Below are 19,917 nucleotides of genomic sequence, written 5' to 3' on the forward strand. Positions count from 1 at the left end.
TCAGGACGAGCTGACCCAGTCCGCCGGGCCGCGCGAGCCCGCGCGGTACTCCTCGAGCGGGACCTGGTCGGCCTTCCACGCCGAGACGACCGGCTCGACGATCTCCCAGCAGCGCTCCGCGACGTCACCACGGATGGAGAGCAGCGGGTCGTCGTGGAAGATGCCGTTGAGGACCTCGCCGTAGGGCGTCAGCTCGCCGTCGTCGAAGGACGACGACAGCGTGACCTGCCCCATCTCGAACGGGTTGCCGCCACCGTTCGCCGACACCGACAGCTCGATCTCGTCGGGGTTGAGGACGATGCGCAGCGTGTCCGCCTTCGGACGGCCCGTCAGGCCGGACGGGAGGCGCGTCACCGGCTTGAAGGTGATGAGGACCTCCTTGCGGCTGGCGCCGAGCGCCTTGCCGGAACGGAGCGTGAAGGGGACACCGGCCCAGCGAGCGGTGTCGACCTCGACCTCGATCTCGGCGAGCGTCTCGGTACCGCGCGAGGGGTCGACGCCGTCCTCCTGCTGGTACGACGGCAGGTCCTTGCCGTCGATCGTGCCGGCGGTGTAGACCGCGCGACGCGAGGCGATCGTCGCGTCGTCGCCCTTGAGGCGGGTCGACCGGAGCACACGGGCCAGCGACGAACGGAACTCGACCGAGTCGATCGCTGCCGGGGCGTCCATCGTCACGAGAGCCAGGATCTGCAGCAGGTGCGACTGGATCATGTCGACGAGCGCGCCGGCCTCGTCGTAGTACTGGGCGCGGTTCTCGAGACCGAGCGTCTCGTCGTAGAAGACGTCGACCTTCTCGATGTTGTCGGCGTTCCAGATCGGTTCGAACAGACGGTTCGCGAAGCGCAGACCGATGATGTTGAGCACGGTGGTGCGACCGAGGAAGTGGTCGGTGCGGTGCACGCGCTCCTCGGGCACGAGCTCGAGGACGGTCTTGTTGAGGGCCTCGGCACTCGCGACGTCGGTGCCGAACGGCTTCTCGAAGGCGAGGGTGGTGCCCTCCGGGAGCTCGACGTGCTGCAGGGCCTCGCAGATGTCCGACGCGATCTGCGGCGGGAGCGCGAAGTAGAGGATCGGCTCGGCCTCGGCGGCGTCGAGCAGTGCCGTCAGGTGCTCCGGGTCGGTCGGGTCGCCCTGGATGAACTTCGTCGACTCGATGGTCGCATCGACCTCCGGGCCCTTCACGTCCTGCGAGGCGAACGACTTCGTGACGACGTCCTTCCACTGCTCCTCACTGCGGGCGCTGCGACCCGTGCCGATGAGCTGCACCGGGACGGACCGACCGCTCTGCAGGAACGTGCCGAGACCGGGCAGGAGGAGGCGGGAGGCGAGGTCGCCCGTCGCGCCGAAGATGATGAGGGTGCGCTTGTCGGTCACCTGAGGTGACTCCTTTCGCTTGTGGACGGTCCGCAGGACCTCAGGCCGCGAGCATGCGGTCCTCAGGACCCAAGGCCCATCGTGCCCGGGTGATTCCCGGACCGTTTCGAGATGTGGTCGATGTGTGTCGGTGGGCGGGGCGGAGGGGTGCCCCGGACGGGGACCCGGACTGCCCCGGACGCAGTTCGGGCGGCACCGAGATGGTGCCGCCCGAAGCGCGTGTGGTGTGGGTCAGTGACCGAAGTTGCCGCGGTAGTACTCGTAGACCCAGCCGACGAGGGTGATCGCGACGAGGGCGAGACCGATCGGCACGATCCAGAGGCCGGCTGCGACTCCGAGGAAGCAGACCGCGATCGCCGCGGCCAGGAAGATCGGCCACCACGACCACGGGCTGAAGTGCCCGAGCTCGGCGTCGCCGTCCTCGATGTTGGCGTCCTGGCGGTCCTCCGGCAGCACCCCGCCCTGAGCCGACATGACGCGGCCCAGGTAGAAGGCGATGAAGGCGGACATGATCCCGGTCAGGCCGATCGACAGGGTGCCGACCCACTCGATGCTGCCGTAGTAGATCACGGACCAGATCGTGTACGCGGCATCCGCGATCACGAAGAAGATGAACAGGATCCAGAACAGGTTGGTGTTCGCGCGCATGGCGGTTACTTCACCTCGCCCTTCGCGGCGTCGTAGGTCGGAGCGTCCGGAGCGTCCTTCGCCGGGCCCACACCGACCGGCACGCCGGCCTCGGGGTGGTTCAGGTCGAACGCCGGGGACTCGGAACGGATGCGCGGGATCGACGTGAAGTTGTGCCGCGGCGGCGGGCAGCTCGTGGCCCACTCGAGCGAGCGGCCGTAACCCCACGGGTCGTTCACGGCGACCTTCGGCGCGTTCCGCGCGGTGACGTAGACGTTGAAGATGAACGGCAGGAAGGAGATGCCGAGGATCATCGAGCCAACCGTCGACACCTGGTTCATCCACGTGAAGCCGTCGTCCGGCAGGTAGGTCGCGTAGCGGCGGGGCATGCCCACGACGCCGAGCCAGTGCTGGATGAGGAACGTCGTGTGGAACCCGATGAACAGCAGCCAGAAGTGGATCTTGCCGAGACGCTCGTTGAGCATCTTGCCGGTGAATTTCGGCCACCAGAAGTAGAAGCCGGAGAACATCGCGAACACGACGGTGCCGAAGACCACGTAGTGGAAGTGCGCCACGACGAAGTACGAGTCGGAGACGTGGAAGTCGAGCGGCGGCGAGGCGAGGATCACGCCGGTGAGACCACCGAACGTGAACGTCACGAGGAACCCGATCGCCCAGAGGATCGGGGTCTCGAAGGTGACCGAACCCCGCCACATGGTGCCGACCCAGTTGAAGATCTTCACGCCGGTCGGGACCGCGATGAGCATCGTCATGAGCGAGAACCACGGCAGCAGGACACCGCCAGTGACGTACATGTGGTGCGCCCAAACGGTGATCGACAGGGCCGCGATGGTGATGGTCGCGTAGACGAGGGTCTTGTACCCGAAGATCGGCTTGCGGCTGAACACCGGGAAGACCTCGGACACGATGCCGAAGAACGGCAGCGCGATGATGTACACCTCGGGGTGCCCGAAGAACCAGAACAGGTGCTGCCAGAGCAGTGCGCCACCGTTGGCGGGGTTGAAGATCTGGGCGTCGAACACGCGGTCGAGCCCGAGGCCGAACAGCGCCGCCGCCAGGACCGGGAAGGCCATCAGCACGAGGAGGCTCGTCACGAGCACGTTCCACGTGAAGATCGACATGCGGAACATCGTCATGCCCGGAGCACGCATCGTGATGATCGTGGTGATGAAGTTCACCGCACCGAGGATCGTCGAGAAGCCGGTCATGCCGAGGCCGAACACCCAGAGCGTCCCGCCGAGCCCCGGCGTGAACGTGGTGTCACTCAGCGGCGCGTAGGCGAACCACCCGAACGAGGCGGCACCCTGCGGGGTGAGGAACCCACCGACGGCGATCGCGCTGCCGAAGAAGTACATCCAGAACGCGAGGCCGTTCAGACGCGGGAACGCGACGTCCGGTGCACCGATCTGGAGCGGCATGATCGCGTTCGCGAAGCCCGAGAAGAGCGGCGTCGCGAACATCAGCAGCATGATCGTGCCGTGCATCGTGAACAGCTGGTTGTACTGCTCCTTGGTCGCGAGGACCTGGAGACCCGGTTCGAACAGCTGCGCGCGGATGACGAGCGCCATGATGCCGGCGAGCAGGAAGTAGAGGAACGAGGTGATCAGGTACATGTACCCGATCGTCTTGTGGTCGGTGGACGTCGCCCACCGCACGATGATGTTGCCCTTGCGACCGACCTTCGACGCCTGGAAGTCCGGCGTCGAGGGCCTGGTGGTCGCCTGGCCGACGAATGACGTTGTCATTGAGACGCGCCCTTACTTCTTGTCGCTCGACGCCTCGGCAGGCGCCTCGTTGTTCGGCTGGTTCGTGTTGGTGTCGTACTCGTTGCCGAGCAGACCGACCTTGCCCTCGTCCCGCAGGGACGCGAGGTAGTCGTCGTACTCCGCCTGCGACACGACCTTCACCTGGAAGAGCATCAGGGAGTGGTACTCACCGCAGAGCTCGGCGCACTTGCCCTGGAACGTGCCTTCCTTCTGCGGGATGAAGTACTCGTAGTTCGTCTTGCCCGGGAGCATGTCCTTCTTGTAGAGGAAGTCGATGACCCAGAACGAGTGGTTGACGTCGCGCGAGCTGAGCTCGATCTCGACCTTCTTGCCGACCGGGAGGTACAGCGTGGGGAGCAGCGACTCGTCGATCGCCCCGCCGCCGTTCTCTTCTTCCTGGGCCTGGATGCCCTGGTAGTAGACGCTCTCGTTCGGGTTCTTCTGGTCGATGTAGTTGAAGTCCCAGCCCCAGCGCTTGCCGTAGACGTGCACGGTGGCGTCCGGCTGCGCGAAGGGCTTCTCGATCGCTTCCTGGTCCTTCGCGGTGAACGCGAAGAAGCCGAGCACGAGGATCAGCGGCACGAGCGTGTAGAAGATCTCGAGCGGCATGTTGTACCGCATCTGCACGGGCAGGCCGGTCTGGCCCTTCCGGCGGCGGTAGACGATCGCGGCCCAGATGACGAGGCCCCACACGATCAGACCGACCGCCAGCAGGACGATCCAGCTCGTGGTCCACAGGCCGACGATGCGGCTCGTGTGGTTGGTGACGTCCTTCGTCTCTCCCGTGCCGGGGAGCCATCCGTTCAGCTGCTGCTGCGAGCAGCCAGCCAGTGCGATGACCAGACCGACGGCCACCGGGACGGCCGCCCAACGTATACGGCGATTCGAACGCACTGTTACCTCTCGGAAAGACGTGGGCCGGATCCAGTCGTCGTGCGACTGGCTGACGACGGGGATCCCGTCGACGAGCACCGCGGTCGGCACGAGGCCGGCGCATGGGTGGCTCCCAGCTTGGTTGGAACACTCCTAGCTTACTCGCAGCTGTCGACACCGAGCGCACAACCGACACGCGTTGTGGACGGAACGAGGCCTGCGGCAGCGGGTTTCCCCTGGTCATCGGCGTCGGGACGACGATGCGGAGACGCGAGTGGGGAGCGACCGTGTCGGTCGCTCCCCACTCGCGTGTCGGACTGACGGGCGATCAGTGGAAACTGTCGCCACACGCGCAGCTGCCCTGCGCGTTCGGGTTGTCGATGGTGAAGCCCTGCTTCTGGATGGTGTCCTCGAAGTCGATCGTCGCACCGTCGAGGTAGGGCACGCTCATCTTGTCGACGACGACTTCCACGCCGTCGAACTCCGCCGTGGCGTCGCCGTCGAGCAGTCGCTCGTCGAAGTACAGCTGGTAGATCAAGCCCGAACACCCGCCCGGCTGGACGGCGAGACGGAGGCGCAGGTCATCGCGGCCCTCCTGTTCGAGCAGGCTGGCGACCTTCGCCGAGGCCGCGTCGCTCAGCAGCACACCGTGCGACGTGGCGTCGGTCGCTGCTTCGGTCGTGATGGTGTCGCTCATCGGCGTCTCCCTCGTTGGCGGTGACGTTCACCGGCTGTCGCGTCGATTCTAAGCACGCGCACCGACGACCGACACCCGGGTCCAGGACCTGTGGAGGACGGACGTCACGCGCGACCCTGCAGCCGGGCGAGCAGGACGGCCTCCGACAGCACCGCGCGGTGCAGCACGCCCAGGTGCTGCGACTCGTTCGGGCTGTGTGCGCGGGTGTCCGGGTCCTCGACCCCGGTGACCAGGATCTGGGCCTCCGGGAACTCGGCGGCCAGGTCGGACACGAACGGTATCGACCCGCCGATGCCCTGCTCCACGGGTGCCGCGCCCCAGCCCTCGGACATCGCGGTCCGGGCCTCCTGGACGGCCCAGCCGGACGCGTCCACCAGGAAGCCGTCACCGGTGTCGACCTCGGTGATCTCGATCCGGGCGCCGAAGGGGACGTGGCTGCGCAGGTGCTCCTCCACGGCGGCGAAGGCCTCCGTGGCGGGCTGACCGGGCGCGACCCGCACGGACACCCGGGCGGCGACGGTGGGCAGCAGCGTGTTGGACGCGTTCGCGACGCTCGGGACGTCGAGGCCGGTCACCGTGATCGACGGCTGGAACCACATCCGGGACAGCACCGGACCGCTGCCGACCGGACGCGCACCGTCGACCAGGGCGGCCTCGGCCGCGAACTCGTCCTCGGAGCGCTCCGGCACGGGGGCGTCGTGCGCGCTGAGGCCCGCGACCGCGACCGCCCCGTCGTCGTCGTGCAGCGACGCGAGCAGGCGGACCATCGGCATCATCGCGTCCGGCGCCGCTCCCCCGTACATGCCGCTGTGGCTGGCGTGCTCGAGCGTCGTCACGGTGAGCTTGAACGTCGTGTTGCCCCGGAGCGAGACGGTGATCGCGGGGACCTCGGTCGACCAGTTGTCGCTGTCGGCCACCACGATGACGTCGGCGGCGAGGTGCTCCCGCTGCTCGCGCAGGAACGTGCGGAACGAGCGGGACCCGAACTCCTCCTCGCCCTCGACGAACAGCACGATGCCGACGTCCAGGTCGTCGCCGAACTGTGCGTGCACCGCCCGGAGCGCTGCCACGTGGGTCATCACGCCGGCCTTGTCGTCGGAGGCGCCGCGGCCGTACAGGCGGTCGCCGCGGAGCGTCGGCTCGAAGGGAGGCGTCTCCCACAGCGCGTCATCGCCCTGCGGCTGCACGTCGTGGTGCGCGTAGAGCATCACGGTCGGCCTGCCGTTGCGGGCGGGGCGGACGGCGAGCACCGCCGGCTGGCCGAGCTCGGCGTCCGCCGCAGCGGACCCGCCGTCGACCGGCGTGTCGCCCTCGACGGCCGACCGGACGACGCGTACCTCGTCGAAGACCCCGGTCGAGCGGACCAGGTCGGCGACCGCCTCGGCGCTGCGCTCGACGTGGGCCGGGTCGAAGGCCGACCACGACACCGACGGGATGCGGACGAGGGCGGACAGGTCGGCGATCGTGGTGGGCAGTGCGCCGTGCACGTGCTCGCGCAGCGCCTCGAGCAGAGCGGGGTCGGTCGCGGGTGCCTGCGACCCGGCGTCGGGACGGTGCTTCTCGGTGTCGGTCATGGCCGGTAATCTAGAGGACGTCCAGCACGCAGAGCGCCGTTAGGAACCACCGTGGCGAAGGCATCCCCCAAGACCAACGTGACCGTGAACCCCGGTGACGACGAGCTCGTCGCGCACGGCAAGGGTCGCCCGACGCCCTCACGACGTGAGCGAGAGGCAGCCAACCGGCGTCCGATCGTCGGCAACTCCCCCGCCGACAAGAAGGCCGCTCGGGCGCGTCTGAACAGCGAGCGCGAGCGCGCGCGCGTCGGCATGGCGAACGGTGAAGAGCGCTACCTGCCGGCGAAGGACCGCGGTGACCAGCGTCGCTTCATCCGCGACTTCATCGACGCCCGCTGGAACGTGGGCGAGGTCATGATGCCGGTCCTCGTGCTCTTCCTCATCGTGGGTTTCGTCGCCGCGCAGACGCCGGCGGCGTCGTACTCGCTGCTGTTCATCTGGGCGTTCGTGTTGCTCTTCGTGCTCGACTGCACCGTGCTCTGGTTCGCGCTGCGTCGCAAGTTCGCCGCGGCCGGGCAGGACTTCCAGCGCGGCAACTTCCTCTACATCCTCACCCGCGGGTGGCAGCTGCGGTTCCTCCGCCTGCCCAAGCCGCAGGTCAAGCGCGGGCAGTACCCGACGCTCTGACCGAGCGTGTGCGGTGCGAGCGCCGTCGACCTCCGGGTCGGCGGCGCTTCGTCGTCCGTCCGGGCGTCGTCGTCGTCCGGGACCCCGCGGCCGCGCGGTCGCGACCAGGTGCCGGTCGGGAGGACCGTGCCGGCCAGGTCAGGGCCTCCCGGCCGGGCCGCCAGCGGCTCGCGACCACGCGCCGCCCGGGCCGACGTCCGGCTCCGGGCCCGACGCGCCGCCACACGGCCACTCGCCAGGTGCGGCGTCAGCGGCGGCGCAACCGCCGCCGCCGGAGCCGGTTGATCCGCATGGCCCAGGTCGGCCCCTCGTAGAGGAACGCCGTGTAGCCCTGCACGAGCGTCGCCCCCGCGTCGATGCGCGCCTGGACGTCCGCCTCGGTCGTGACCCCGCCGACGGCGATGACGCAGAACCCGGCGGGAACGGCAGCGCGGACGCGACGGAGCACCGCGAGCGAGCGCTCCCCGAGCGGCGCACCGGACAGTCCCCCGGCGCCCATCGCCGCCACCTCGGCGTCCGGCGTCGTCAGGCCGTTGCGCTCGATGGTCGTGTTCGTCGCGATGACGCCGGCCAGTCCGAGTTCGACCGCGAGCCCCGCGATCGCGTCGATCTGATCGTCGGTGAGGTCCGGCGCGATCTTCACGAGCACGGGAGTCCGTCCGGCGGTCTCGTGCACGGCGGCGAGCAGCGGCCGGAGCTGGTCCAGTTCCTGCAGTCCGCGCAGACCCGGCGTGTTCGGCGAACTGACGTTGACGGCCAGGTAGTCGGCGAAGGGGGCCAGCAGCCGCGTGGACTCGCGGTAGTCCTCGGCGGCGTCCTCGACGGAGACCACGCGGCTCTTGCCGATGTTCACGCCGATGACCGGGCGACCGGGGTTGCGGCGGGCACGTTCCAGGCGACCGGCGGCCTTGACGGCCCCGTGGTTGTTGAAGCCCATCCGGTTGATGAGCGCGCGGTCGGCGATGAGCCGGAACAGCCGGGGGCGTTCGTTGCCCGGCTGCGCCCTGGCGGTGACGGTGCCGACCTCGACGTGTCCGAAGCCGAGCAGACCGAGGCCGGCGATGCCCCGGGCGTCCTTGTCGAAGCCGGCGGCCATGCCGAAGCGCGACGGGAAGTGGATCCCCATGGTGGTGATGCCGTCCTCGGCGGGGGGCCGAGCGTACCGCTCGACCGTGCTGGCGAGGAAGGGCACCTTCGGGAGGACGCGGATCACGGCGAACGCCAGGTGGTGCGCCCGTTCCGGCTCCATCTTCGCGAACACGGAGCGGAACACGACGCCGTACCCGGCCCGGACGAGCGCCTCGACGCCGGTCACGCGCTGGCGCCGTCCGTGGTACGGCCCGGTGCGCCGACCGTGCCGGGCCCGGCGTGGTGGTCGATCCGGAGCTGGCCGATCGCGTCCTCGAAGTCCTCGAGCGAGTCGAACGCCTGGTAGACGCTGGCGTAGCGGAGGTAGGCCACCTCGTCGAGCTCCCGGAGCGGGCTGAGGATCGCCAGTCCGATGTCGTTCGCCTCGATCTGGCTCGCGCCGGAGGACCGGACGATCTCCTCGACGCGCTGCGCGAGCACCGCCAGGTCCGAGTCCGTCACCGGCCGCCCCTGACAGGCCTTCCGCACACCCGAGATGATCTTCTCGCGGCTGAACGGCTCGAGGACGCCGTTGCGCTTCACGACGCTCAGCGACGCGGTCTCGGTGGTCGAGAACCGCCGTCCGCAGTTCGGGCACTGACGGCGTCGGCGGATGGAGGTTCCGTCGTCGCTCGTCCGGGAGTCGACGACGCGGGAATCCGGGTGGCGGCAGAAGGGGCAGAACATGTCGCCCTCAGGCTACCGGTTCGTGCGTTCCGACACGGCGGCCCCGTGCGCCGGCAGCTGCTCTTCGGTGGAGAGCGCCACGATGTGCGGGACCACCTCGGCCAGGGCGGCCGCCGTGTACCGGACGACCTGCTGGGGCCGGAGGAACGTGGACGCGGACAACCCCGCTCCGAACCGCGCCTGACCGCCGGTCGGCAGGACGTGGTTCGAGCCGGCCAGGTAGTCGCCGAGGCTGACGGGCGAGTCCGGCCCGACGAACACCGCCCCCGCCGCGTCGATGTCGGCGAGTACGGCGTCGTCGTCGGCCGTCTGGATCTCGAGGTGCTCCGGCCCGTACGCGTTGCTGACGGTCGCGGCATCGGCGAGCGAGTCCACGAGCACGATCGCCGACTGTGGCCCGTCCAGGGCCGCCTGGACGCGCGTCGCGGTCCCGAGCACCGCCGTACGCTCCGGGATCGCGGCCTCGACCGCGTCGGCGAACGCAGCCGACGTCGTCACGAGGACGCTCCCGGCCTGTTCGTCGTGCTCGGCCTGGCTGATGAGGTCGGCGGCGACGTACCCGGGGTCGGCCGTGTCGTCCGCGATCACGAGGATCTCGGAGGCACCGGCCTCGGAGTCGATGCCGACGACACCGCGGACGAGACGCTTCGCCGCGGCCACGTAGTTGTTGCCCGGACCGGTGACCAGGTCGACCGGCTCGAGGTCGATCTCGGGCACGCCGTACGCGAGCGCACCGACGGCTCCGGCGCCGCCCATCGCGTAGACCTCGTCCACGCCGAGCAGTCCGGCGGCGGCGAGGATCGTCGGGTGCACGCGGCCCCCGTGGTCACGCTGCGGCGGGGAGACGAGTGCGATCGACCCGACGCCGGCGACCTGCGCCGGGACGACGTTCATGACGACGCTCGACGGGTAGACGGCCTTGCCACCGGGGACGTAGAGGCCGACGCGACGCATCGGCTGCCAGCGCTGGTGGACCGCTGCCCCGTCGGCGAGGGAGGTCACCGATCCGGCGGGGACCTGCGCGGCGCTGGCCGCGCGGACCCGGCGGATCGCTTCGTCGAGGGCGACCCGGAGCTCGGGTGCGAGACCGGCCACGGCCGCGGCGATCTCGGCGGCCGGCACCCGGACGTGCTCGGGCGCTCCCCCGTCGAAGCGCTCCGCCTGCTCGTGCAGCGCGGCGGCCCCGTGCTCGCGGACGGCATCCACCAGCTCCTGGGCCGCGGCCGTGGCACTGCTGACGTCACCGGCGGCCCGCGGCATGAGACGGAGGAGTTCGGCGCGGGGCGGGAGCCCGCCGCGGAGGTCGATTCGCTGCATCATGAGGCCCCCAGCGTACCGAGCACCGCCGTCGGTCGGTGACCGGCAGTGGTGCTCGGGCGTCGGGCAGCGACGAGCCGGTCAGACCAGGCAGCGCGGACCGAGCAGGCTCTTCAGTTCGCCGAACAGGTCCGGCGTCAGGGCCACCGGGAACGGCAGCTCGAACGTCCGGGCCACGTCGTCCTTGAGGAGCTTCAGCCGCACCTCGGTGTCGCCCTGGTGCCGACCGAGCACGGCCGCCAGCTCGGTCACCGTCTGCGTGGTGGCCTGGCGCTCCGGCAGGGACAGCGTGAGCGGCCCGGAACCCATCGCGTCGCCGACGTTCGGCTGGAACATGCTCACCGCGTGCAGCGCCTTGCCGTCGTCGCGGACGTTGACGCGGCCGCGCAGGACCACGATCGAGTCCGGGACGAGCGACGGGCCGAACTCCTGGTACGTCTTGCCGAGGAACATCACGCCGATCTGGCCGCCGAAGTCCTCGATGTCGACGATGCCGTACGGGTTGCCGCTCGTCTTCGCCACACGGTGCTGCACGCTGGTCAGCAGTCCGGCGACCGTCACCGTCTCGCCCTCGACCGAGTCGTCGGCCACCAACAGGTCGGCGATCGTGATCGACTGGTGCTTGGCGAGTTCGATCTCGAGTCCGGCGAGCGGGTGGTCGGACACGTAGAGCCCGAGCATGTCCCGCTCGAACGCCAGCTTGTCGCGCTTCGACCACTCGGGGCGCTCCGGCACCTGCGACACCGTCAGCGATGCCGGGTGCTCCTCGGCGACCTCGGCGAAGAGCGAGTCGAAGTCGAACCCGACGTTGCCGTGGGCCTCGTCGCGCTTGACCTTCACCGCGGCCTCGACCGCGCCCTCGTGGATCTCGACGAGCGCGCGCCGGCTGTCGCCGAACTCGTCGAACGCACCCGCCTTGATGAGCGACTCCACCGTCCGCTTGTTCGCCGACGAGATCGGGATCTTGCGGAGGAAGTCGTGGAAGGACTCGAAGGCGCCCTTCTCGGTGCGCGCCTTCACGATGTCGTCGACGACGTTGAACCCGACGTTGCGGATCGCGCCCATGCCGAAGCGGATGTCGTCCCCGACGGCCGCGAAGAAGCCGATCGACTCGTTGACGTCCGGCGGCATGACCCGGATGCCCATCCGGCGGCACTCGTTGAGGTAGAGCGCGAGCTTGTCCCGCGCGTCCCCGACACTCGTCAGCAGCGCGGCCATGTACTCGGCCGGGTAGTGGGCCTTGAGGTAGGCGGTCCAGAACGACACCACGCCGTACGCCGCCGAGTGCGCCTTGTTGAACGCGTAGTCGGAGAAGGGCAGCAGGATGTCCCACAGCGTCTTGATCGCCGCGTCGGAGTACCCGTTGTCCTTCATGCCCTGCTGGAACCCGGCGTACTGCTTGTCCAGCTCGGACTTCTTCTTCTTGCCCATCGCGCGGCGGAGGATGTCCGCCTGGCCGAGGGAGAACCCGGCGACCTTCTGCGCGATGGCCATGACCTGCTCCTGGTAGATGATCAGGCCGTAGGTCCCGCCGAGGATCTCCGCCAGCGGCTCCTCGAGTTCCGGGTGGATCGGGGTGATCGCCTGCTCGCCGTTCTTGCGCAGCGCGTAGTTCGTGTGCGAGTTCGCACCCATCGGCCCCGGCCGGTACAGGGCGATGAGCGCGGAGATGTCCTCGAAGTTGTCCGGCTTCATGAGGCGGAGCAGCCCGCGCATGGGCCCACCGTCGAGCTGGAACACGCCGAGGGTGTCGCCGCGCTGCAGGAGCGCGTAGGCCTCGGGGTCCTCGAGCCCCATGTTCTCGAGGTCGAGGTCGATCCCCCGGTTGGTCTTGATGTTGTCGAGGGCGTCACTGATGATCGTGAGGTTCCGCAACCCCAGGAAGTCCATCTTGATCAGGCCGAGCGACTCCGCTGCCGGGTAGTCGAACTGCGTGACGATCTGGCCGTCCTGCTCCCGCTTCATGATCGGGATGATGTCGATCAGCGGGTCGCTCGACATGATGACGCCGGCGGCGTGCACGCCCCACTGCCGCTTCAGCCCCTCGAGCCCGAGCGCGGTGTCGAACACCGTTTTGGCCTCCGGATCGGTCTCGACGACGGTGCGGACGTCGACGGCTTCCTTGAACCGGGGGTGGTCCTTGTCGAAGATCCCGGTGAGCGGGATGTCCTTGCCCATCACGGGCGGCGGCATCGCCTTCGTGAGCTTCTCGCCCATGCCGAAGGGGAAGCCGAGCACGCGCGAGGAGTCCTTGAGGGCCTGCTTCGCCTTGATCGTGCCGTAGGTGACGATCTGCGCGACGCGTTCCGACCCGTACTTCTCGGTGACGTACTTGATCGCCTCACCGCGGCGCCGGTCGTCGAAGTCGACGTCGAAGTCGGGCATCGAGACGCGGTCCGGGTTGAGGAACCGCTCGAAGATCAGGCCGTGCCGGATCGGGTCGAGGTCGGTGATGCGCATCGCGTAGGCGACCATGGAGCCAGCGCCGGAACCACGGCCGGGGCCGACCCGGATGCCGTTGTTCTTCGACCAGTTGATGAAGTCCGCGACCACCAGGAAGTAGCCCGGGAACCCCATCTGGTTGATGATGCCGACCTCGTAGTCGGCGCGCTGCTGGACCTCTTCCGGGATGCCGCCCGGGTACCGGTACTCCAGTCCCTTCGCCACTTCCTTCTCGAACCAGGAGTGCTCGGTCTCGCCCTCGGGCACCGGGAACTTCGGCATGTAGTTCGCCGCGGTGTCGAACTCGACGTTGCAGCGCTCGGCGATGAGCAGCGTGTTGTCACACGCTTCGAGGTTGTCGCGGAAGACGTGCCGCATCTGCGCCGGGGTCTTGAGGTAGAACTCGTCGGCGTCGAACTTGAAGCGGTTCGGGTCGTTCAGCGTCGATCCGGACTGCACGCAGAGCAGGGCCGCGTGCGAGGTGGCGTCGTGTGCGTGGGTGTAGTGCAGGTCGTTCGTGCCGACCAGCGGGATGTCGAGGTCCTTCGCCAGGCGGATGAGGTCGCTCATGATGCGCCGCTCGATCTCGAGCCCGTGGTCCATGACCTCGGCGAAGTAGTTCTCCTTGCCGAAGATGTCCCGGTAGTCCGCCGCTGCCTGGACGGCTTCGTCGTACTGCCCGAGGCGCAGCCGCGTCTGGATCTCCCCCGAGGGGCAGCCCGTGGTGGCGATGACGCCCTCGTGGTACTCCTGCAGCAGCTCGATGTCCATGCGGGGCTTGAAGTAGTAGCCCTCGATCGACGCCCGCGACGAGAGGCGGAACAGGTTGTGCATGCCCGTCGTGTTCTCGGCGAACATCGTCATGTGCGTGTACGCGCCCGACCCGGACACGTCGTCCCCGCCGCCGTCGCCCCAGCGGACACGGGTCTTGTCGGAGCGGTGCGTGCGCGGCGTGATGTACGCCTCTGTCCCGATGATCGGCTTGACGCCACCCGCCTTCGCGGTCTTCCAGAACTCGAACGCCCCGAACATGTTGCCGTGGTCGGTCACCGCCACGGCCGGCATGCCCTGCGCGGCGGTCTCCGCCACGAGGTCGGAGAGCCTGGCGGCACCGTCGAGCATCGAGTACTCGCTGTGCACGTGCAGGTGGACGAAGGAGTCGGAATCCGACACGGAACCTCCGGTTCGTACGGTCTGCGGCGGGGTGGGAACAGCCTAACCGCGACCGGTGACGAACCCGAGCGTGTCGCGTCGGGAGCCGCACGGGCCGCGCGACGACGCGGGTCAGGCCGCGCGGATCCGGTCGAGTGCCTGCTGCAGGTCGTCGGGGTAGGACGCCTGGAACTCGACCCAGTCCCCGGAGCGCGGGTGCGCGAAGCCGAGCCGGACGGCGTCGAGCCACTGCCGGGTCAGGCCGAGCTCCGCTGCGAGCACCGGGTCGGCGCCGTACGTGGTGTCGCCCACGAGCGGGTGCCGCGTCGCCGCCATGTGGACCCGGATCTGGTGCGTGCGCCCCGTCTCCAGGTGCACCTCGAGCAGGGTCGCGGAGCGGAACGCCTCGAGGGTCTCGTAGTGCGTGACGCTCGGCTTGCCGTCCGCCGTGACCGCGAACTTCCAGTCGCTCGACGGGTGCCGTCCGATGGGGGCGTCGATCGTGCCCGACGTCGGGTCCGGGTGGCCCTGCGCGAGCGCGTGGTAGACCTTCTCGACGGTCCGCTCCTTGAACGCCCGCTTCAGGTGCGTGTACGCCAGCTCCGTCTTCGCGACCACCATCAACCCCGAGGTGCCGACGTCGAGTCGGTGCACGATCCCGGCGCGCTCGGCGGCACCCGACGTGGCGATCGTGAAGCCGGCGGCGGCGAGACCGCCGGGCACGGTCGGACCGTCCCACGCGGGTGACGGGTGCGCGGCGACGCCGACCGGCTTGTCGACGACGACGATGTCCTCGTCGTCGTGCACGACGGTCATGCCGGGGACGGCGGCCGGGACGATGCGGGGCGGCTCCTTCGGCTGCCACTCGACCTCGAGCCAGGTGTCGGCGTGCAGACGGTCGGACTTGTCGACGACCGCGCCGTCGACCCGGACCCCGCCGGCTGCGACCACCTCGGCGGCGAAGGAGCGGCTGAAGCCGAGGAGCTTGGCGATGGCGGTGTCGACGCGCTCACCGGCGAGCCCGTCGGGCACGGGGAGGCTGCGGGACTCGGTCATGATGCCGGCGTCACGTCGCGTCGTGGCCGAGGGCGTCGTGCGGACGGCCGTCGTGGGGGCGGCCGTCGTGCACGGTGCCGTCGCGGTCCGTCCGGGAGGCCCGTCCCTCGTCCGGCACGTCGGTCGCGTCGGCAGCGGCACGCGCCTGCTGCTTCTCCGACACCGCTCGCGTTCCGTCGAGGTTGACCCCGAGGACCACGAGCAGCACGAAGACGACCATGCTGGCGCAGATGAACGAGTCGGCGACGTTGTAGATCGCGGGCATCATCCACGGCGTCGAGATGAAGTCGACCACGTGTCCGCGGCCGAAGCCGGGCTCACGGAAGAGCCGGTCGGTCAGGTTCCCGAGCGCACCGCCGAGGAGCATGCCGAGCACGAGCGCCCACCACATCGAGCGGATGCGACGGGCGTACACGACGATCGCGACGACGACGGCTGCCGAGATGACCGAGAACACCCAGGTCATGTTGACCGCGAAGGAGAACGCCGCTCCGGGGTTCCGGACGGACAGGAACTGCAGTGCGTCCCCGAGCACGGGGACGACGACGCCCTCGGGCAGGTTCGCGACGACGAGCGCCTTCGTGACCTGGTCGAGCGTCACCACCACGACAGCGGCGAAGGCCAGTGCCGCGATCGCGCGTGCACTGACCTTCGCTCGTGGGACGGGTCGGTCCAACGTCAGTTGCCGAAGCCCTGCGCCGAGGCCGGGGCCGGCGAGAAGCCGGACTGCTCGGTGCTGGCAGACGAGTCGAGCTCGGCGAGCTGGCTCTGGATGTAGCTCTTGAGCTGCGCACGGTAGTCGCGCTCGAACGTGCGGAGTTCGTCGATCTTGCCCTCGAGCTGCGTGCGCTCCTGGTCGAGCACCGCGACCCGCTGACGGTTCTGGTTCTCGGTGTCCGCGATGATCTGGCGCTGCTTGGCTTCGGCCTCGGAGACGAGGCGGGCGGCCTGGGCCTGGCCCTCGGCGATCAGGGCGTCACGCTTCTCGACACCTTCACGGACGTGCTCTTCGTGGAGGCGGCGGGCCAGCGTGAGCAGGTTCGTCGTGCCCTCGGTGTCCTCGTCCGGGTTGACCGTCGTGGTCGGCGCGGCGGCGGGCACCGGGGTGGGCTCGGGCGCGGCGGCGACCGGGGCCGGCTCCGGAGTCGGTGCCGGCGCGGGCTCGTCGTCCTTGGCGAGCGACGGCGCGGAGTCGGCCGACTGGAGGCGCTGGCGCAGCTCCTCGTTCTCCTGGTTCAGGCGACGCAGCTCGGCCACGATCTCGTCGAGGAAGTCGTCGACCTCGTCCTGGTCGTAGCCCTCGCGGAACTTGGTCGGCTGGAACCGCTTGTTGACTACGTCTTCCGGCGTCAAAGCCATTGCCGTCACCTCAATAGAACTGCTGAACGTGTGGAACCGGGGCCCTGCTGGCCGTCCGTGCTGAACCTACCAGCCGGGGCTCCCGGTGCGGATGTCCCGCCAGGGCGGGGCATCGATCCCGACCACCGTACACCGAGGGCGGCTCGGAACCGTGTCGGTTCGCCGCGTGGCGCGTGTCGGGGTGGTCGGGATCAGACGAATCGGTAGGCCAGGGACTGGACCACGACACGCAGGATGATCACGACGAGCATCACGATCGTCCACCCGAAGTCGAGCGCCACGGGACCGAGCCGGAGCGGCGGCAGGAGGCGTCGGACGGCCTTGATCGGCGGGTCCGTGACGGTGTACACGAACTCCGCGATGACGAGCAGCACACGCTGCGGACGCCAGGTGCGGTTGAACGCCTGGACCATGTCGAGGGCGAAGCGACCCCACATGATGAAGAAGTACAGCGTGAGGAGTAAGGAGAGGATCGTGAAGATGAACACGGTTCGGCTCGCTCGTCTCGTGTGACCGGGGCCGGGGTGGGCCTGGGTGCCGAGCGGTGTTCCGGCACCCGCGGGCACCGGCACCGCACGGGCGGCTCAGGACTGGGCGAAGAAGTTCGCCTCGATGTCGGACTCTACCTCAGCAGGCTCGCCACTCACTGCGATGTGCGCGGGCGACAGCAGGAAGACCTTGTTCGTGACACGCTCGATCTTGCCGTACAGGCCGAGCGACAGGCCGCTCGCGAAGTCGATCATGCGACGGGCGTCCGTCTCGGTCATCTGCGAGAGGTTGATGATGACGGGGATGCCGTCGCGGAAGCTCTCGGCGATGGACTGGGCGTCCTTGTACTCGCGCGGGTGGACGGTGAGGATCTCGTTCATTTCCTGGACCGGGGTCGCCTTCTGTGCGGTCGTGTGCGAGCGGCGGAGCGGGGTGACCTGCGCGCCGCGCTGGGAGGTGTGCTGGGGCTTCACGGCGACGGCGGCCGGAGCGGCAGCCGCCGGTGCTGCGGCGGCCGGAGCGGCAGCGGGCGTCGCGGCGGCCGGGGCCTCCTGCTGCGCTGCCGCGGCGGGAGCCTGCTGCCGCGCCTGCGTCGGCGCGGTCTGCTGCTCGTCCTCGTACTCGAGTTCCTCATCGGCGAGGCCGAGGTAGACCATCGTCTTCTTCAGGGGGTTGGCCATGGTTCCTCCGGGGAGTGCGTGCTCGTTGGTGCCCTGCGTCGAGGCTAGGGCGCGGCGGGGCGATTCCCGGTGATTGCGGTCCCGATCCGCAGGTGTGTCGCGCCCTCCGCGATCGCCTCTGCGTAGTCGCCGCTCATGCCGGCGGAGATGTCCGTCGCCGCGGGATCGAGCAGACGGACCCGCTCGGAGACCACACGGAGCCGGGCGAACGCGGCGCGGGGCTCCTCGTCCAGCGGGGCTACCGCCATCACGCCGCGGAGTCGGAGGGTGCCGGTCGCCAGGACCCGCTCGGCCAGCGCGTCGACGTCGTCCGGCGCGACCCCGCCACGACCGGGGTCGTCCGTCAGGTTCACCTGGACGAACCCGTCGAGCACGCGGGGGTCCGGTTCGGTCTCGGTCGGGGCGAAGGCGTCGACGACGCTCGCGCGGTCGAGGGACTGCACCACGTGGGCGTACCGACGCGCCTGCCGGGCCTTCTTCGACTGCAACTGCCCGACGAAGTGCCAGGTCAAGCCGAGGTCTGCGAGTTCCGCGGCCTTGGCCTGCGCCTCCTGGTGGCGGTTCTCCCCCACGTCGGTCACCCCGAGCGCGGCGAGCTGCCGGACCAGGGCTGCCGGGTGGTACTTCGTGACGACGACGAGCGTCAGCTCGGCGGCGGAGCGACCGGCGGCGCGGGCGGCGTCTGCGATGCCCGCCCGGACGGACTCGAGCCGAGCCTCCAGACCGGTGTCGGACGCTGCGGACACAGGCCGAGCCTCCGGTCCGGGATCGGACGGGAGGCTCGGCTCACGCTGGTCGGCGTCACTCACGTGCGCGGACGGCTCACTTCAGGAAGTCGGGGACGTCGAGCTCGTCGTCGTCGTCGAAGGCCGGGTCGGCGGCGCGCTGCGCCGGCGGCTCGTGCTCCTGCGACGCCCAGGACGGGGTCGAGTGGCCGGAGTCCTCGATGCGGTTGGACGAACCGGTGGTGACCGGCACCGTGGCACCGGCATCCGGGTCGACGTAGCTCGAGCGCCGCTCCTGGTGCTGCTGCTGCGACGGCTCGCCGCCGTCGAAGCCGGCGGCGATGACGGTCACGCGCACCTCGTCACCGAGCGTGTCGTCGATCACCGCACCGAAGATGATGTTCGCCTCGGGGTGGACGGCCTCCTGCACCAGGCGGGCCGCGTCGTTGATCTCGAAGATGCCGAGGTTCGAACCACCCTGGATCGACAGCAGCACGCCGTGCGCACCGTCGATCGAAGCCTCGAGCAGCGGCGACGCGACGGCGAGCTCGGCCGCCTTGATCGCACGGTCGGCACCCCGCGAGGAGCCGATGCCCATGAGCGCCGAGCCGGCACCCTGCATGACGCTCTTGACGTCGGCGAAGTCGAGGTTGATCAAACCCGGGGTCGTGATGAGGTCCGTGATGCCCTGGACACCGGCGAGGAGCACCTGGTCGGCCGTGGCGAAGGCCTCGACCATGGAGATCCCGCGGTCGGAGATCTCGAGCAGGCGGTCGTTCGGCACGACGATGAGCGTGTCGACCTCGTCCTTCAGGCTCGCGACGCCGTTCTCGGCCTGGGACTGGCGGCGCTTGCCCTCGAAGCCGAACGGCTTCGTGACGACACCGATGGTCAGCGCACCGATGGACTTCGCGATGCGCGCGACGACCGGGGCGCCGCCCGTCCCGGTGCCACCACCCTCGCCTGCGGTGACGAAGACCATGTCGGCGCCCGCGAGCGCTTCCTCGATCTCCTCCGCGTGGTCCTCGGCGGCGCGGCGGCCCACCTCGGGGTCGGCACCAGCGCCGAGCCCGCGGGTGATCTCGCGACCCACGTCGAGCTTCACGTCGGCGTCGCTCAGGAGCAGCGCCTGCGCGTCGGTGTTGATGGCGATGAACTCGACCCCGCGGAGTCCGAGCTCGATCATGCGGTTGACGGCGTTGACACCGCCGCCGCCGACACCGACCACCTTGATGACGGCGAGGTAGTTGTGGTTCGTGGTCACGTCTGTCCGGCCTCCGGTCAAAACCCTCAACCTGTGCTTGAAGTTCAGAGTTCTAGCTG

The 19,917-nt window shown here is 69.4% G+C and carries 18 protein-coding genes; 1 reads left to right on the plus strand and 17 read right to left on the minus strand.

Going from position 1 to position 19,917, the window contains the following annotated elements:
• The 6 genes from DEI83_RS03200 to DEI83_RS03225 form a co-directional block, all read right to left on the minus strand.
• The gene (locus tag DEI83_RS03200) at window positions 1-1,374 is read right to left on the minus strand and encodes a glucose-6-phosphate dehydrogenase (RefSeq protein ID WP_111080336.1); all 1,374 of its coding nucleotides are present in this window, start codon (window positions 1,372-1,374) and stop codon (window positions 1-3) included.
• A 231-nt stretch (window positions 1,375-1,605) separates the two neighbouring features.
• The gene (locus DEI83_RS03205) at window positions 1,606-2,022 is read right to left on the minus strand and encodes a cytochrome c oxidase subunit 4 (protein ID WP_111080337.1); all 417 of its coding nucleotides are present in this window, start codon (window positions 2,020-2,022) and stop codon (window positions 1,606-1,608) included.
• Window positions 2,023-2,027: 5 nt separating this feature from the next.
• Window positions 2,028-3,767, minus strand: coding sequence for a cytochrome c oxidase subunit I (ctaD, locus tag DEI83_RS03210; RefSeq protein WP_181431050.1), 1,740 nt, complete (start codon window positions 3,765-3,767; stop codon window positions 2,028-2,030).
• Between the two features lie 12 nt (window positions 3,768-3,779).
• Entirely contained in the window at window positions 3,780-4,682 is a 903-nt protein-coding gene (gene coxB / locus DEI83_RS03215) for a cytochrome c oxidase subunit II (protein ID WP_111080338.1), read from the minus strand.
• 307 nt (window positions 4,683-4,989) lie between these two features.
• Window positions 4,990-5,358: an iron-sulfur cluster assembly accessory protein gene (locus tag DEI83_RS03220; RefSeq protein ID WP_111053050.1), complete on the minus strand. Its 369-nt coding sequence runs from the start codon at window positions 5,356-5,358 to the stop codon at window positions 4,990-4,992.
• Between the two features lie 104 nt (window positions 5,359-5,462).
• Window positions 5,463-6,932, minus strand: coding sequence for a dipeptidase (locus DEI83_RS03225; protein WP_111080339.1), 1,470 nt, complete (start codon window positions 6,930-6,932; stop codon window positions 5,463-5,465).
• Window positions 6,933-6,983: 51 nt separating this feature from the next.
• On the opposite strand from DEI83_RS03225, the gene DEI83_RS03230 reads away from it, so the two are divergent.
• Window positions 6,984-7,559 carry a DUF3043 domain-containing protein gene (locus DEI83_RS03230; protein ID WP_258371034.1) on the plus strand — a complete coding sequence of 192 codons (576 nt, stop codon included), beginning with the start codon at window positions 6,984-6,986 and terminating at the stop codon, window positions 7,557-7,559.
• A gap of 247 nt (window positions 7,560-7,806) precedes the next feature.
• Here DEI83_RS03230 and DEI83_RS03235 read toward each other — a convergent pair whose 3' ends face one another.
• From DEI83_RS03235 to ftsZ, 11 genes are all read right to left on the minus strand, one after another.
• Window positions 7,807-8,874 (minus strand): quinone-dependent dihydroorotate dehydrogenase, encoded by a 1,068-nt coding sequence (locus DEI83_RS03235; protein ID WP_111080340.1) that lies wholly within the window; start codon window positions 8,872-8,874, stop codon window positions 7,807-7,809.
• On the minus strand, window positions 8,871-9,374 hold the full coding sequence (nrdR, locus tag DEI83_RS03240) for a transcriptional regulator NrdR (RefSeq protein WP_111080341.1): 504 nt from the start codon (window positions 9,372-9,374) through the stop codon (window positions 8,871-8,873). Before nrdR ends, DEI83_RS03235 begins: the two co-directional genes overlap by 4 nt.
• 12 nt (window positions 9,375-9,386) lie before the next feature.
• Entirely contained in the window at window positions 9,387-10,694 is a 1,308-nt protein-coding gene (hisD, locus tag DEI83_RS03245) for a histidinol dehydrogenase (RefSeq protein WP_111080342.1), read from the minus strand.
• A 78-nt stretch (window positions 10,695-10,772) separates the two neighbouring features.
• Window positions 10,773-14,255, minus strand: a complete 3,483-nt coding sequence (dnaE, locus tag DEI83_RS03250) for a DNA polymerase III subunit alpha (protein ID WP_375334642.1) — start codon at window positions 14,253-14,255, stop codon at window positions 10,773-10,775.
• A 162-nt stretch (window positions 14,256-14,417) separates the two neighbouring features.
• Window positions 14,418-15,341 carry an RluA family pseudouridine synthase gene (locus DEI83_RS03255; RefSeq protein WP_111080344.1) on the minus strand — a complete coding sequence of 308 codons (924 nt, stop codon included), beginning with the start codon at window positions 15,339-15,341 and terminating at the stop codon, window positions 14,418-14,420.
• Window positions 15,342-15,351: 10 nt separating this feature from the next.
• Complete coding sequence (lspA, locus tag DEI83_RS03260; RefSeq protein ID WP_258371035.1) at window positions 15,352-16,017, minus strand: signal peptidase II; 666 nt, start codon at window positions 16,015-16,017, stop codon at window positions 15,352-15,354.
• Window positions 16,018-16,019: 2 nt separating this feature from the next.
• Entirely contained in the window at window positions 16,020-16,700 is a 681-nt protein-coding gene (locus DEI83_RS03265; protein ID WP_111080345.1) for a DivIVA domain-containing protein, read from the minus strand.
• Between the two features lie 191 nt (window positions 16,701-16,891).
• A complete protein-coding gene (locus tag DEI83_RS03270) occupies window positions 16,892-17,188 on the minus strand; it encodes a YggT family protein (protein ID WP_258371036.1) in 297 nt (98 codons plus the stop codon).
• A 96-nt stretch (window positions 17,189-17,284) separates the two neighbouring features.
• A complete protein-coding gene (locus tag DEI83_RS03275) occupies window positions 17,285-17,869 on the minus strand; it encodes a cell division protein SepF (RefSeq protein WP_111080346.1) in 585 nt (194 codons plus the stop codon).
• Window positions 17,870-17,913: 44 nt separating this feature from the next.
• Window positions 17,914-18,615, minus strand: coding sequence for a YggS family pyridoxal phosphate-dependent enzyme (locus DEI83_RS03280; protein WP_111080347.1), 702 nt, complete (start codon window positions 18,613-18,615; stop codon window positions 17,914-17,916).
• Window positions 18,616-18,691: 76 nt separating this feature from the next.
• Entirely contained in the window at window positions 18,692-19,858 is a 1,167-nt protein-coding gene (ftsZ, locus tag DEI83_RS03285; protein WP_110903099.1) for a cell division protein FtsZ, read from the minus strand.
• Window positions 19,859-19,917: the final 59 nt, after the last annotated feature.

Source organism: Curtobacterium sp. MCBD17_021, assembly GCF_003234525.1.
Classification (GTDB): Bacteria; Actinomycetota; Actinomycetes; order Actinomycetales; family Microbacteriaceae; genus Curtobacterium.

Excerpts from the sequence above, each read along its gene's own strand:
- nrdR (WP_111080341.1), bottom strand. The coding sequence starts at position 9,374 with ATGTTCTGCCCCTTCTGCCGCCACCCGGATTCCCGCGTCGTCGACTCC.
- DEI83_RS03225 (WP_111080339.1), bottom strand. The coding sequence starts at position 6,932 with ATGACCGACACCGAGAAGCACCGTCCCGACGCCGGGTCGCAGGCACCC.
- ctaD (WP_181431050.1), bottom strand. The coding sequence starts at position 3,767 with ATGACAACGTCATTCGTCGGCCAGGCGACCACCAGGCCCTCGACGCCG.
- DEI83_RS03205 (WP_111080337.1), bottom strand. The coding sequence starts at position 2,022 with ATGCGCGCGAACACCAACCTGTTCTGGATCCTGTTCATCTTCTTCGTG.
- DEI83_RS03255 (WP_111080344.1), bottom strand. The coding sequence starts at position 15,341 with ATGACCGAGTCCCGCAGCCTCCCCGTGCCCGACGGGCTCGCCGGTGAG.
- DEI83_RS03275 (WP_111080346.1), bottom strand. The coding sequence starts at position 17,869 with ATGGCCAACCCCCTGAAGAAGACGATGGTCTACCTCGGCCTCGCCGAT.
- dnaE (WP_375334642.1), bottom strand. The coding sequence starts at position 14,255 with ATGCTCGACGGTGCCGCCAGGCTCTCCGACCTCGTGGCGGAGACCGCC.
- hisD (WP_111080342.1), bottom strand. The coding sequence starts at position 10,694 with ATGATGCAGCGAATCGACCTCCGCGGCGGGCTCCCGCCCCGCGCCGAA.
- DEI83_RS03265 (WP_111080345.1), bottom strand. The coding sequence starts at position 16,700 with ATGGCTTTGACGCCGGAAGACGTAGTCAACAAGCGGTTCCAGCCGACC.
- DEI83_RS03220 (WP_111053050.1), bottom strand. The coding sequence starts at position 5,358 with ATGAGCGACACCATCACGACCGAAGCAGCGACCGACGCCACGTCGCAC.